A 13,661-nucleotide genomic window follows, 5' to 3' on the forward strand; every position below is an offset into this window, starting at 1 on the left:
GAACAGAAACGTGATATAAGGCGTTAACAGCGGATGAGGTGGCTAAGAACACTAAAGTCCCAAAAGGTAGTCGTAACCTGTTGGCGTAAATCACGAGAGTAAACGAGGAAAGATGTACGACTTATCCCGTGAGGTCTCATGAGCGTCGATTAGACGTAGTAACAACGAATCATGAGAAGTCAGCCAATAAAACAATTAGAGATTTGTGAAACGCGTTAGCGTGAACAGAGGTCATAGTAGTGATGAAGCTTCTGTAATGGAAGTGGAGCGAAGGACTGAATATTCAAACAGTCTGGGGAGAGACTGTTTGAACTCTGTCGCAAGAAATAAAAATCGACAGACCGAAGTATGCCTACTTCACTTGTGTCTGAAAAATGAACGGTCTGATAGAACTGGACGCAGTCACGTATTGACTAGAAGAAAGTTCACCAATATAAGATGTCTCTCAGACACCAAAACAAGAAAGGAATACACACATGTCAGAATTACTAGATAATATCTTATCTCGTTCCAACATGCTTGAAGCCTACAATCAAGTCAAATCCAATAAGGGTTCAGCTGGTATTGATGGCGTTACCATTGATGGCATGGATGACTATCTTCGCCAACATTGGCGACCAACCAAGGAACTGATAAAGCAAAGGAAGTATAAACCTCAGCCAGTTCTCCGAGTTGAAATACCCAAGCCAAACGGCGGAATCCGTCAGCTTGGTATCCCAACAGTCATGGACAGAATGATTCAACAGGCAATCGTTCAAGTTATCAGTCCACTCTGTGAGCCTCACTTCGTAGAAACCAGTTATGGATTCAGACCGAATCGGTCATGCGAAAAAGCCATCATCAAGTTATTGGAGTACCTTAACGATGGCTATGAGTGGATAGTGGACATCGACCTTGAAAGATTCTTCGATACAGTTCCCCAAGACAGATTGATGTCACTTGTTCATAACATTATCCAGGATGGGGATACGGAATCCCTTATTCGGAAGTATCTTCATGCAGGTGTGGTTATCAATGGCCAAAGACATAAGACGCTAGTGGGGACTCCACAAGGAGGAAATCTGTCACCGATCTTGTCCAATATTGTCCTCAACGAGCTGGATAAGGAGCTAGAAAATCGAGGTCTCCGCTTTGTTCGCTACGCAGACGATTGTGTCATCACTGTTGGGAGTGAAGCGGCGGCTAAGCGAGTAATGTACTCAGTTAGTCGCTTTATTGAGAAACGTCTTGGACTCAAGGTCAATATGACTAAGACTAAGGTGACACGACCAGGACAATTGAAGTATCTTGGATTTGGCTTCTGGAAGTCAACTGAAGGTTGGAAAAGTCGTCCCCATCAAGATAGCGTACAGAGCTTTAAGAGAAAGCTCAAGCAACTAACAACACGCAAATGGAATATTGACTTGGACAGCCGTATTGAGAAATTAAACTATGTTATCCGAGGATGGATAAACTATTTCTCCTTGACGAACATGAGGAAGTCGATGGTAACCATTGATGAAAGACTGCGAACACGAATGAGGGTGATTATCTGGAAACAATGGAAGAGGAAATCGAGGCGACTATGGGGACTGCTTAAACTAGGGGTCCCAAAGTGGATAGCAGATAGAGTATCTGGATGGGGTAACCACTATCAACTTGTGGCACAAAAGTCAGTCCTAAAACGAGCTATATCAAAACCAGTCCTCATGAAACGAGGACTGGTCAGTTGTTTGGATTATTACCTAGAACGACATGCGTTAAAAGTTAATTGAACCGCCGTATGCCGAACGGCACGTACGGTGGTGTGAGAGGGGCTACCAGTTAGCCCCTACTCGATTGAGCAGAGGACTTATGTCCCAAGCTCTTTTCTTGTTTTTCTCTGCGAGAAAAACTGGCTTGAAGCCATAATAGATAAAGTGAAAAGGTATAGGGAGAATCTCTATTCCTTTTCACTTTATTTTATCCTAGCTGATGTTTGTTAATGCCTCCATTTATTTTCATTTCTTGTGGTTGTGTAAATCTGTTAAAAAAATCAGTCCACCAATCTCCGCCAGAGATGTGATGAAGTTCAGAACAGGGTAGTTCTTTAAATTGTGCTAGTGTTTGCTTCTTGTCCATGTTAGGACCTCCTTTATATAATTTATTTTATTATAATCAAAACTGTATTAATTGTATAGATAATTCGCGAATAGTCCTTGAAAATTCCTAAATGGCGAATTTACTGAGAATTATGTAAGATTTTATCCTTACAGTAATCAAAGTAAGTTTTTTTGTCAATAACGCTGGTCACACGTCCTTGTAAGCCATAGTGGATAAGTGTGCTGTCCTTATCAGGTAGTTGAGCCAATGCTGTAATCTTAAAGAGATTCCCTTGTTCTGTTTTGGTAGCTGTTTTATCAATGGATTGGATATTTCCAATAATAGTAATTGCTTGGTTTCCGATTTTCTCAAGACTGAGACGAACAACCTGCTTTTCTTTTAGTAAAGAGACGTATTCCGAAGTGACATAATAGGTAATGAAAACTTCTTTCGTCTCACTGATATTAGGAAAAATCTGAGCAATTTCACTGCCGTTTGGAATGAGGTTTTTCCCTTCAAATTCCTGATTAAGGTGTATAATTCCCTCTTCAGGCGCCGTAATGGTATCGTTCTTTAATTGAACACCGGCTTGATCTAATTTTGCTTGGAGATCAAGTAGTTGATTGTCAACAGTTGCGAGTTGTTGAGAAGCTGTTTGTAGGAACTGAGTTCGTAGAACTTCGATTTTTGTTCCTAAACTATGATCATAAGTCGAAATGCTTCCTGTACTTGCACGTTGGATTTTGAGATTGGCAATGGAATTTTCAAGACTAGAAATGCTTTGATTGATTTGTGAGATGTACTGCTCTGCTGTAGCAGTATCTTGGGCTTGAGACAAGTATGTATTTAGAGTAGCTTGAAGCGGATTATTTGCTGGTAAGCTAGTAGAGCGACTGCTAATGGCTTGGCGAAGTTCCTCGTATTCGGAGATTTGTTGATGGATTTCGTTAATCTGATTGTCGATTGCTGAGACAGTATTGCTAGCAATAGCAGCTTGGTTGTTCACTTCTGTATTGATCTTTGAGATACCAAGTTCGATATCTTGCGATTGTGTGATAAAGTTATTAAATGTGTTAACATACCCAAATTCATCCTCGCCTGCAAAGAGGTTTGTCCCCTGCTCCAAACTGGATTTGAGCGTTTCAAGTCCAGTTTTTTGTCGTTGAAGGAGGGCTAATTGCGTCTCTATAGCCTGCTTTTGAGAGCTTTCCATCGTTTCAGAGTATTTGATGATGATCTCATCTTTTTTTACCAACTGATTATTGACTAGATTGTTGGTAAGAATGGTGTTATTGCTGGTTGATTGGATAGAAGCGATAATCTTTGTTGGAGTAATTTCTCCTCGTGAGGTGATAGTGACTTCCTTCTTGGCAAATAGCGAAAAAATGACAAGAAAGCTGACAAGTAAGAGTAAGGGAATAATCAAGAGTGTCGCAAAGTTATGGTAACGACGCTGGTAAAATTCAGCGCTTTTAAAAAGATTTGGATTCATGGAATACATCTCCTTACTTACTAAATAAATGGTGATAGAAACCTTGTTTGGCCATTAGTTCCTGATGAGTGCCAGTTTCGATAATCTTTCCTTGGTCAAGGACAATGACTTGATTGGTTCGCTCAGAAATACTAAGTCGGTGAGCTACAAAAATAATGGTTTTATCGGTCATTGTCATCAGATTATCAATCACCTTTTTTTCTGTTAGGACATCAAGACCGCTTGTTGCTTCATCGAGAATCAGAACAGAAGCCTTGGTGAGAAGAGCCCTAGCAAGTGCAATCCGCTGTTTTTGCCCACCGGACAAGCCTGCTCCATCAGAGAGTTCTGTCTGATATCCCATAGGCATCTGTTCGATATCCTGGCGAATCTCTGCAATTTCACAAGCTCTTAAAATATCTTCTTGGCTGATCATCTGATTAGCTCCCAAGGTCAAATTCTCTAACACAGAACCGCTAAAGATATAGGCTTGTTGGGGAAGGTAGTTGATATGCTTTCGTAACACTTTTTTATCCACCATTTTGAGGTTGTTATTGTTAATGGTGATGCGTCCTTTGTAGGGTTCAAAGAAGTTGACAATCATTTTAGCCAAAGTCGTCTTCCCTGAACCACTAATCCCTACAAGACTCACCTTGTCGCCTTTTTTGATTGTCAGATTGATGTCTGATAAGGTATCACGACCAAAACCATACTTGTAGGAAAGGTCCTCAAATTGAATGTCACCAGAAAGAAATTGAGGATCTGTCAGGCTCTGATCACCGCTAAATTCTGATTCAACAAGGTAAACTTCATTCAGACGATTATTTGCTACTTTTGCAGATTGGAGTTTTGTTTGGAGGTTGATGATATTTTCCAGAGGATGGGTAAAATAGCTGAGCAAGGTATTGAAGGTAATCAACTGGCCAATAGAAATCGAGTTATCCATGACTAATCTCGCCCCAAACCAGAGAATACCAGTATTTAGGATTAGCTGAGCACCTTGCTTCAGTGTGCCTTGTAGGATAGAATACTTACTTAGTTTAAAGGATTTATCTAAATAATCAACGAACTCGCTGTCAATTTTCTGATAGCGACTTTCTTCACTGGTCAAGGACTTGATGGTTTCGATACCGTTAATATCTTCGATAATGGCTGAGCTGACCATGGAATTGCTTTGCATGACATCATGATTCATCTTTTCAAATGGTTTCATAAAGATGAAAATAATGGCAATATAGATAGGGATAGAAATCAGTGATAGTAAGAAAAGATGTGTATTTTGTACCAGTAGTACAGCGCCCACGATGATGAGAATAGAGACATCCAAAAAGAGGGATAGGATGGTAGAAGCTAAAGCGTCAATAATGGAATTGGCATCTGTAAAGCGGGAAATCACTTCGCCTGTCCGCCGTGTGGCAAAAAAAGACATGGGCAATTCAAAGATGTGTCGGATATAAGACAAAATGACATCAATGCTTAATCTTTGACTCAGTACCGTGAGCAAATAATCTCGTGAGAAGCTCATCATCTGCTGGAGAATGTAAGTGATAACCAAGCCGATGGAGATAATTCCTAAGGTTGACTTCATCTGATTAGGAATATATTCATCTAAAATTCCTTGGATATAATAAGACCCACTAATATTGATGAGAGTGACTAGGAGACTGGATAGTACAATATAGAAGATGAGAGAACTCTGTTTAAAAATCAGAGGAAGAAAACTCATTAGACCATTCTTCTTATCTTTATGCGGTTTGTAGCTGGCTTCAGGTGCTAGAAAAATGGCAACCCCTGTCCATTCGGAGGCAAATCGTTCTTTTGTCATCTTCGTGACCTTGACTGTCGGATCAGGATCACCGATGATGAGATGGTCTTTTTTTGCTTGGTAGACGACATAGTAGTGTTGGAGCTTCCCCTCTTTATTGACATGGACGATAAAGGGATAAGGGACATCTTCCATATCAAAAAGAGTCATATCTGCCTGAATAGCTCTCGTTTCAAATCCCATTTCATTCGCGGCTTTTACAATACCAAGAGCAGTTGTCCCTTCCTTGTTAGTCTTGGCTAATTGCCTCAAATGTGCTAGAGAATAATCAGAACCGTAGAATCTTGCAATAGAAGCCAAAGCAGCAACCCCGCAGTCCCTAGCATCTATTTGTGGGACAAATGTTCGTTTATAGGATGTCATTTGAATAAGTCCTTTCTTGTGCATTTATAAGTCTATTATGACATGCATAGTTAAGGAAAGGAGGTTCAAATCTTAAATGGTTATTCAAATGTCTTGAATGGTAAGTTAGAAATGAGGCAGTATGATTCATAATGTTCCTGAATGGTTGATCATAGGTATTAAACGGTAAACTTTTCTTATTCTGGAATTTTTAATGACTGTTCAGGAAATGGATAAAAAAGTTTTGAAGAAGGTGCTATACTAAACTTGTCAGAGTTGCAACACGACAAAATAAAAATAATTATATAGAGGTATCCATTATGAATACAATTACATTTGATTCAAGTACTTTTACATCACTTACTACAGAAGAACTGATGGCAATTGAAGCTGGAGCCAATTGGGATCGTGTTTTTGCCGGTGGTTCTGTTTACCTAGGAGCAACATTAGCGGTTGCTATGGCTACTAATCCGATTGGTTGGGGTGCAGGAGCAGTTTATCTTGCTACATGTGCTGCTTCAGGAGCTTATATGGGCTATGGACTTGCAACATAACATAGTTTATTAAAGAGTATAAAATTGGAGGTGAGAAAAATGGTAAAAAAAAATTCGTTCGTTATTTGTGCAGTTGCTATAATTGTTACAAATATGCTCATGATTTCGTTTTTTAATAATGGAGAAGAAATTACATCTAATATATTTATTATAATAATCACTTTGTTTTTGTTGCCACCATTTTTAAGGGCAGTTGATAATCAAATGCAGTCTCTGCTTAGACTAGAATCATACGCTTTACTTTTCTTAGCATCTCTATCTGTAATGCGTCTTATCAATCGTATTACAATAGTACCTATTATGGTGAATTCCATAATGATTTTGCTTGCTTTAGGGACTGGAATTGTGTTGATAACCGCATCCATCATGAGAATATCCCAAAAAAATAGAAATAGTTGAATATCAATCCAAGGAATTGAAATTTAATAACCAATTTTGAATAGTGAATAACTGTTGTCTATTCTATTTTCTCAACTTTCCAACTGTAGCTTTTATCATATTACTAAATTTATAGTTTTCATCTAACTTCCCTTAGATTTATCTTAGGGAAGTTTTAAGTATCAACAGCTTTATAATATTTTGAGTTCGACTAGTATAGTCTTTTAAATTCTAATTAGCTATTTTTAGATTTAGAATTAACGTTAGTTTTGAACTATACTTCTTAACGAACAGTTCTTTGTCATACTATTTCTATCCTAAAAGACGATTTCACAAGTATTTTAATTGGCAAACATTCCCATTTTGGAAATTTCAATGACTGTTCAGGAAATGGTCAAAAATTTTTTAAAGAAGGTGCTATACTAAACTTGTCAAAGTTGCAACGAGACAAGTCAATATGAAATAAATGAGGAGGTATTCGTTATGAATACACAAACAATTGAACGCTTATTGCTATCGGAGCTTTATCAGGAGCTTTTGAAGTCAGCCAGCATTGTATTATAGCAGGGCCACAGACATATTTAATGTGTGCAGCTGGAGGTGCTGTTGTAGGTGGGATTATTGCCTATGGCTTACGTCATTAGAAAGGAAAGCGATGAAATTAATCATATTTCAGATGGCTATTTTGATCATTAGTATTTTATATATTTTGGCGAGTCTCTCTTTTAAAAGCTTTAAAGGTAAAGTTTACAGGGCTTGTGTCTTTATATTTATTTTAGCTGGTTTAGTTTCCTATGCGATGAGAGCTTTACATTGGTTTGATTTTTTTGGAGTCATTGTCCCGCTTATGATACTATACCAGTTCGAAGATCGTTTTAATAAATGATGATTGGATACGAGTGTAAGGCTTAATCTTTTAAATCCGTCTGAAACTTTCGAGATAATCTGAAAAAATTGGACAAGATGTTGTAGGGTAGGGAGAGAAGTCTGGAGACTGAGAGCTGATAGACTTCAGAGTTTTAGATATTATGAATATGGCCCAGTATATCCAGCACCAGTTTTGCCGTGTAGATAACATTTAATGGAATAAAGGATAGCCCATGTTTAATCTAGAATAAGGTCAAACATGGGTTGTCTTGTTTCCATAAAGAACTAAAGCCGAGATGTTGATAGGAGGAGTAAAGGGTGCTAGAGAGAGGAAAATATTTCACCTTTGGGACGATGTTACCGATTATATTCGGGGTAATGAGATACATTATCAATCAAGGGAATTATCATCATAACGAGATTGTATTTATTATTTTTTGTATTGCTTTCTTTTTTTTTGTGTATCAACTATATACGGAAGGGGAAGGTAATTCATTTTAAAAGGATAGAAAAAGAGCAGATATTTCAGATTTTGATATTTGTTATCCTAGATATAGCGTTTCTTTTTATATATACAAGTATTTTTAAAGTATCATCGGGTGCTTCAAGTGCTTTTGTGGATAAAAGAAGTAGTGGTTATAGTCTTTCTTTCCTACTAGCGGTTGCCGTTTTTTCTCCCATTGAAGAAGAATTATGTCTAAGAGGATGTGTTCAAAAAGGTACTTTCCAAAACTCTTGGTTGGGTATAATACTTACCTCCTGTTTTTTTTCTTATTTGCATAGTCCTTTTGATGCGGTATCATTTTTATATTATGCAATAGCAGAGGTTATTTATGGAGTCTCTTACAAACTAAGCGATAATCTACTAGTGCCGATTTTATGCCATATAATCTATAACAGCTTTATTATTTTTTCAAGTTTCTTATGAGAAAGTGGACAGATTTTTTTATTTATTTTGGACAGGAATGATTCAGGGGCTTGTGTTTAAAAATTCCAAAACGATTTATCCACCCCTGTTCCTGCACATGCTTTGGAATGGGTTTCTAGTTTGGTTATCTACTGTATAATAAGTGTAATGCTGTATATTGCATCAGATAAACTTGTGCTAGTCTTTTCCCATTCTGGAATGTTCAATGACTGTTCAGGAAATGGATAAAAATTTTTTAAAGAAGGTGCTATAATAAGCTTATCAAAGTTGCAACACTACAAAATAATTATATAAGGAGGTATTCTATATGAATGCACAAGGAATCTATAGCTTTAATCAAATAACTCTTACAAATCTTGAAAGCGTTTCAGGAGGCTATGTTCCACCTGGTTATTATTCTCCATTTTCGCATATTAGTGATAATATTATTTGTAAAATTGGAACATCATTTAGTCTAAGAAATGGAAATTGTATTGTAAATTATGGTAATATAGTTGCAAATGTAGCTAACAATATGGCAGCTTCTTTGGGAGATTTACATAATCCATTGCCTTAGACGATAAGGAGGCACTATGACAGACATCAGAAAAGAAGCTCATGATTTGATAGATGAGATACAGAATATTTTTCAAGGAGCAGCTCACCAAGCGAACTATGACACCATAAAATTTCAAGAGAATCTATCGGAGATACTGACAGTCTTGCAGGACAGTAAGCCTGTAGATAATAAGCTATTGATATCTCTTGAAAAATTTTACCAACGGACAAGCCTTTTAATCGGCGTTAGTTCTTTAGAGGTGAGTGAAGAACTGAGACAAGCTTGGCGGAGCTATGATCAGTTTCATTACAATCAAGTAAAGCCCAATTTAAGACTTTATGGACCAGTAGGGACTCTGTAAGTGAGTTATACTTCTGAAATTTATCATATTAGCGAAACTTTTAGGGATATGAATACCAGATCATATAATTTCAGGGCTATTTGTGGAAGGAGCGATATGTAACCATGTTGCTCCTTTTGAAATAAGTTCATGTGATATATACTCATTGTTTCTTTCGAGACGTTTCGATAACTATTTAGGATTTGAACGAATATTTCTAATATAAATCAAGTAAAATTGGTTTATTAAATATAAGGAGTTGCTACATGAAGAAAAATTTATTGAAATCTCTATTACTTAGTTCAGCAGCTATCGCTACTTTTGGAACTAGTGTAGTATTAGCAGAAAGTCAAGAAATGCCAACAGGTGCTACACAGGTTTCTGATTCTGTTACAGAAAGCTCTACAACTGAGGAGATGGATAATCAATCAGACAATACAGAAGTTTCTGAAGCAGAGCCTGCAGTGGTAACGCCTGAGGAGTATGCCGTTAATGTTGCTGACTTCAAAAAAGTTGGTATAGAAGATGTTCGTCATGCATTTACAGAAGATAGTCTTGAACATACGCTTTACTTTGGTCGTGGTACCTGTTACTATTGTCGTCAATTTTCACCAGATTTAAAAGAATTTAATCGGATTATTGATAATCGATTGGAATACTACGATACTGACGGTGAAGATTTTAATGATACAGCTAAAGAATTTGTCTTTAAAACAATTGGTATTCCAGGAACACCTACGGTACTGTACCTAAAAAATGGCAAGCCTGTTTCTGGTTGGGTTGGTGGAGGAGTGACTCCGCAACAACTTTATGATTATCTTTATCTTGGCAAAGCTCCAGAACAACCAAATGATAATGAAGATAAAAAAGAGGAGCCCAAAAATGAGCCTGATAAACATTCAGAAGAGATAGTAGAGGTGTCGGATGCTGATAAGAAAAGTGAGAAACAGATGTTCTCCGAAAACAGAGTAGTATCTGATAATCTCTCTACATCATCTCATCAAATAGCAAGTAAAAACCAAGAAATTCAAACTTCGGTATCTACTTCTTTAGACGTTGCTCATTCTTCTAAAGAAGTTAGGAGTGCAAGAGAAGAAACTTCTGTTAATAATTTGGAAACAAAAGCTCCCTCCTCACAAGTCACACCTCTCAGTAACGCTTCATCAGAAACGACTAAAAAGAATATTTTACCTAAGACAGGTGAGCAAGATTCGAATCATTTTTTCCGTTTAGGAGTCGCACTTTGTCTGACTTTGATTGTAATTAGAATGAGATACTTTATGATAAGAAATCGAGAGGAATAATCTATGCAACGATTTAAAAATATCATGAAGTTTATCGGTCTCATCTTACTCAGTTTACTCATCAATATATTTCCCATGAGATTGATTGGGATGCAAGAGACTACGGCAGAACCAATGAGATGGGGAGCAAGTATCGGGTACTTAATTGTGGCAATAGCTATTATTGTACTAGTTTGGAAACAGTATCAAAAGAGATCAGGTAGACAGAAATATAGATTTGGTTGGAAAGATTTTGGGATAGCCTTACTCTTTTATCTAGCCACTCGTGTAGTAGCTATCGGTGGGACAGTCCTTATTCAAGTAGTTACAGGTAATCAAACGTCTGCAAATGATGCGGCTTTGCTTGCGACAAATGAGCAGGTGATGCAGATGTTTCCTCTGTATTTTGTTGCCTTTCATTTGGCTATTGGTGTCTTTGCACCAGTTATGGAAGAGTTGATTTACAGAGGTTTCTTTAGCCAGTACTTTTTCAAGAAAAATCAAAAATGGTTAAAGCTGATTGTCAGCTCTACTATCTTTGGCTTACTACATGTTGTTTATCCGATTGAGTTTCCTACCTATTTTGCCCTTGGAGCGATTTTCTATCTGGCTTATGCCCGTCGGGGTAATGTTGTAGATTCAATTGCTGTTCATCTTTTGAATAACAGTTTGTTAGTGATCTTCTCTGTTATTCAATATTTGTTCTTAATGTTTAGTTAAAAAAATATATATTAGGAGGTATCACTTATGATGAAAGAACTCTCAGCGAGTCAGTTGTCTCATGTTACAGGAGGAGAACTTGAAAATTTCGGAAGTTGTCACTGTATTTGTAAACCTACTCCCAAACCAAAATTTCGTAAACCGATTCCGATTCCCAAACCGATAGAACCACCAAAGGTAATCATGTAGTTAAGTTAGTTGGCGATAGAGCATTTGCTTTATCGTTTTTTATTATACTTTTTGAAAGATAAGCGGTAAAACTATTGAAAATTTTCACTCTTAATAATGAGGTTAAAAAATTGAGAGTGTTAATGAAAAATCGTTCACCGCCCATTCTTCTTCATATTAAAAAATATGAGGAGGAATAGAATGACTTATTTTATCTATGTTAAAGGGCAAAAAATCCCTATTTCTAAAGAAATATACAAAGAATATTGGCGCATAACTAATAGAGAAAAGTATCTAGATCGCTTAGAACGAAAATATCATGTTAGACCTTTTTCTGATTATGATGAGATACAATTAGCTGATTTTATGGTAGATTCTCAGATGGATATTGAGAAAATAATGGAGACACGGGAATTATTACAGCTACTGTATGAGGCATTACTTACTCTAAATACAGAAGAGTTTCAAATAGTGAATGATTTATTTTTCAAAGATAAGACTTTAAATGATGTTTCTAAATCTAGAAATGTCTCTATTTCAACTATTGCTAGGCGTAGAGATAAAATTTTGAAATATCTAAAAAAATTATTACAGTAGGGTGGTAAAAACTCTATTTTTTTCACTCTATATAGTGAGGGGATGAAAGTCCTCTCAGTGCTCCTTGACAACTGAATAATCTGAGGTGGGACTTTCTTATTTGTCGAGCAGTTTAGTTTGATTCGCAATGATACGAGCGGTAACCTATCAACTATAAAATAGATTGGTACTCTATTTGCCAAGACACAAACTAAGGATAATGATACTTCTGAGCGTTCAGGCTGCCAGCGTAAAAGGACAGCGGGTGAGATGCCCATGATGAACTTAACCAGTTCTACCCACTGAAGTCATTATAAAAAATAAAGGAAAATATTATGAGAGAAACAGAATCTAGTAGTGAAACACCGCATGTAATGATTGAGGGTTATAAGGTCACAGTTCAAGTGACGGATAAGCAACTAAGCCTAACAGATATACTAGATGATTTACTGGGACGAAAACTTGAAAAAATTGCCGAATTGTCAAGTTAAGTGCAACAGTGTCTATCTGATACAAAGTTTAGTGGGCATTAGGCTGCTTGGGCTAGCCCAAGCAGGGTTTTGGCAGACTGATAGCCTAATAATCTTCTTGGTCTCTGGTTGATGGCTGAGGTAGCCGTAGCTAAGCTCTCAGCTGTGATGAATTTGAGCGATTTACCTTTTGGGATAAACTCCCTAAGCAAGCCGTTAAAGTTCTCATTGGTGCCTCGTTCGTGTGAGGAATAGGCATGAGCATAGTACACCTGAACCCCTTCTAATTGACTCAGAGTCGCAAACTCCGCCCCGTTATCCGCTGTGATGGATTTGATGGGGTAATCCTTAAGGAGTTGAGACACGGCTTCGTTCACAAACTCCGCCTTCTTCCCAGCCAGATAGACGGTGATCGCGTAGCGTGTCTTGCGTTCAACCAGGGTCAGGATAGATGGCTCTCCAGCTGTTTTCAATCCAAGGACAGAGTCAATCTCCCAATGTCCAAACTCAGAACGATTATTGATTTCTTCTGGGCGTTCCTCAATGGAAGTCCCCAAATGCTTCTTAGTTGATGTACGCTTCTTGACCTTTGGTTTTAGTCGCACGGCACGAGGTAAGTCAATAGGCTTAACTGCCAGTAATCCTTGATGAATATAGGTGTACATGGTTTTAGTGCTGGGAACTAGCTCATCAGGATTGTCCTGCTTATAGGCATGAATAAAGGTATCGACACTATGAATTCTTGGCTTAGCCAACATGGCCTCCGTAAAGGCGGTTAGGAAAGACTCTGAGACCTTTTCAAGTTTCAGACAGTAAACAACCTCCCGCCTCTTTTCAGCCAGATTTTGGGCTGTCTCATCGAAATAGTCCTGAAAATAAACGAGTTTACCATTGACTTTCTTGACTTGCTGGACAGAGCCACGCTTAATCTCGCGTGAGATGCTGGAACGGTGAACACCTATTCTACGAGCAATCTCAGCCATGGAATGACCATCAGACAACCAAGCCTGAATTTTCCCTCTCTGACCAGCTGTCAGATGCGTATAAGAACGTTTTGTGGTACAATCAGTAGTGGACATGTTTATCTATCTTTCTATACTTTGTTTAGCAACTTTAGTATATCAGATAAACATGTCTTTT

General features: G+C 37.6%; 16 protein-coding genes. 12 read left to right on the top strand and 4 right to left on the bottom strand.

All coding sequences use genetic code 11. The features are described 5' to 3' along the window. Positions 1–476 precede the first annotated feature (476 nt). Positions 477–1,754, top strand: coding sequence for a group II intron reverse transcriptase/maturase (gene ltrA / locus AB1I63_01360; GenBank protein ID MEW4353536.1), 1,278 nt, complete (start codon positions 477–479; stop codon positions 1,752–1,754). A gap of 187 nt (positions 1,755–1,941) precedes the next feature. On the opposite strand, the gene AB1I63_01365 is transcribed toward ltrA, so the two are convergent. From AB1I63_01365 to AB1I63_01375, 3 genes are all read right to left on the bottom strand, one after another. Then, positions 1,942–2,100, bottom strand: coding sequence for a ComC/BlpC family leader-containing pheromone/bacteriocin (locus AB1I63_01365; GenBank protein MEW4353537.1), 159 nt, complete (start codon positions 2,098–2,100; stop codon positions 1,942–1,944). Positions 2,101–2,200: 100 nt separating this feature from the next. After that, the gene (locus AB1I63_01370) at positions 2,201–3,553 is read right to left on the bottom strand and encodes a bacteriocin secretion accessory protein (GenBank protein ID MEW4353538.1); all 1,353 of its coding nucleotides are present in this window, start codon (positions 3,551–3,553) and stop codon (positions 2,201–2,203) included. A gap of 13 nt (positions 3,554–3,566) precedes the next feature. Next, entirely contained in the window at positions 3,567–5,720 is a 2,154-nt protein-coding gene (locus AB1I63_01375) for a peptide cleavage/export ABC transporter (GenBank protein ID MEW4353539.1), read from the bottom strand. Positions 5,721–6,019: 299 nt separating this feature from the next. Between AB1I63_01375 and AB1I63_01380 the strand changes: the two genes are divergently transcribed. The 11 genes from AB1I63_01380 to AB1I63_01430 all read left to right on the top strand — a co-directional run bounded on the left by AB1I63_01380 (position 6,020) and on the right by AB1I63_01430 (position 12,542). Continuing rightward, positions 6,020–6,253: a bacteriocin-type signal sequence gene (locus AB1I63_01380; protein ID MEW4353540.1), complete on the top strand. Its 234-nt coding sequence runs from the start codon at positions 6,020–6,022 to the stop codon at positions 6,251–6,253. A 39-nt stretch (positions 6,254–6,292) separates the two neighbouring features. Then, positions 6,293–6,652 carry a hypothetical protein gene (locus AB1I63_01385; GenBank protein ID MEW4353541.1) on the top strand — a complete coding sequence of 120 codons (360 nt, stop codon included), beginning with the start codon at positions 6,293–6,295 and terminating at the stop codon, positions 6,650–6,652. A 634-nt stretch (positions 6,653–7,286) separates the two neighbouring features. After that, entirely contained in the window at positions 7,287–7,517 is a 231-nt protein-coding gene (locus tag AB1I63_01390) for a hypothetical protein (protein ID MEW4353542.1), read from the top strand. A 597-nt stretch (positions 7,518–8,114) separates the two neighbouring features. Further along, a complete protein-coding gene (locus AB1I63_01395; protein MEW4353543.1) occupies positions 8,115–8,426 on the top strand; it encodes a CPBP family intramembrane glutamic endopeptidase in 312 nt (103 codons plus the stop codon). Further along, positions 8,392–8,565 carry a CPBP family glutamic-type intramembrane protease gene (locus tag AB1I63_01400; protein MEW4353544.1) on the top strand — a complete coding sequence of 58 codons (174 nt, stop codon included), beginning with the start codon at positions 8,392–8,394 and terminating at the stop codon, positions 8,563–8,565. The genes AB1I63_01395 and AB1I63_01400 overlap by 35 nt, the downstream gene beginning before the upstream one ends. 168 nt (positions 8,566–8,733) lie before the next feature. Further along, positions 8,734–8,982, top strand: a complete 249-nt coding sequence (locus AB1I63_01405) for a hypothetical protein (GenBank protein MEW4353545.1) — start codon at positions 8,734–8,736, stop codon at positions 8,980–8,982. Between the two features lie 16 nt (positions 8,983–8,998). After that, complete coding sequence (locus AB1I63_01410; GenBank protein ID MEW4353546.1) at positions 8,999–9,325, top strand: helicase BlpT; 327 nt, start codon at positions 8,999–9,001, stop codon at positions 9,323–9,325. A gap of 245 nt (positions 9,326–9,570) precedes the next feature. Then, positions 9,571–10,608: a thioredoxin fold domain-containing protein gene (locus tag AB1I63_01415; protein MEW4353547.1), complete on the top strand. Its 1,038-nt coding sequence runs from the start codon at positions 9,571–9,573 to the stop codon at positions 10,606–10,608. Positions 10,609–10,611: 3 nt separating this feature from the next. Then, a complete protein-coding gene (locus AB1I63_01420; GenBank protein ID MEW4353548.1) occupies positions 10,612–11,307 on the top strand; it encodes a type II CAAX endopeptidase family protein in 696 nt (231 codons plus the stop codon). A gap of 369 nt (positions 11,308–11,676) precedes the next feature. Then, positions 11,677–12,072 (top strand): sigma-70 family RNA polymerase sigma factor, encoded by a 396-nt coding sequence (locus tag AB1I63_01425; GenBank protein ID MEW4353549.1) that lies wholly within the window; start codon positions 11,677–11,679, stop codon positions 12,070–12,072. A gap of 314 nt (positions 12,073–12,386) precedes the next feature. Further along, positions 12,387–12,542, top strand: a complete 156-nt coding sequence (locus AB1I63_01430; GenBank protein ID MEW4353550.1) for a hypothetical protein — start codon at positions 12,387–12,389, stop codon at positions 12,540–12,542. A 38-nt stretch (positions 12,543–12,580) separates the two neighbouring features. Here AB1I63_01430 and AB1I63_01435 read toward each other — a convergent pair whose 3' ends face one another. Continuing rightward, positions 12,581–13,600: an IS30 family transposase gene (locus AB1I63_01435; GenBank protein ID MEW4353551.1), complete on the bottom strand. Its 1,020-nt coding sequence runs from the start codon at positions 13,598–13,600 to the stop codon at positions 12,581–12,583. Positions 13,601–13,661: the final 61 nt, after the last annotated feature.

Source organism: Streptococcus pneumoniae (assembly GCA_040719455.1).
Taxonomy (GTDB): Bacteria; Bacillota; Bacilli; order Lactobacillales; family Streptococcaceae; genus Streptococcus; species Streptococcus pneumoniae_G.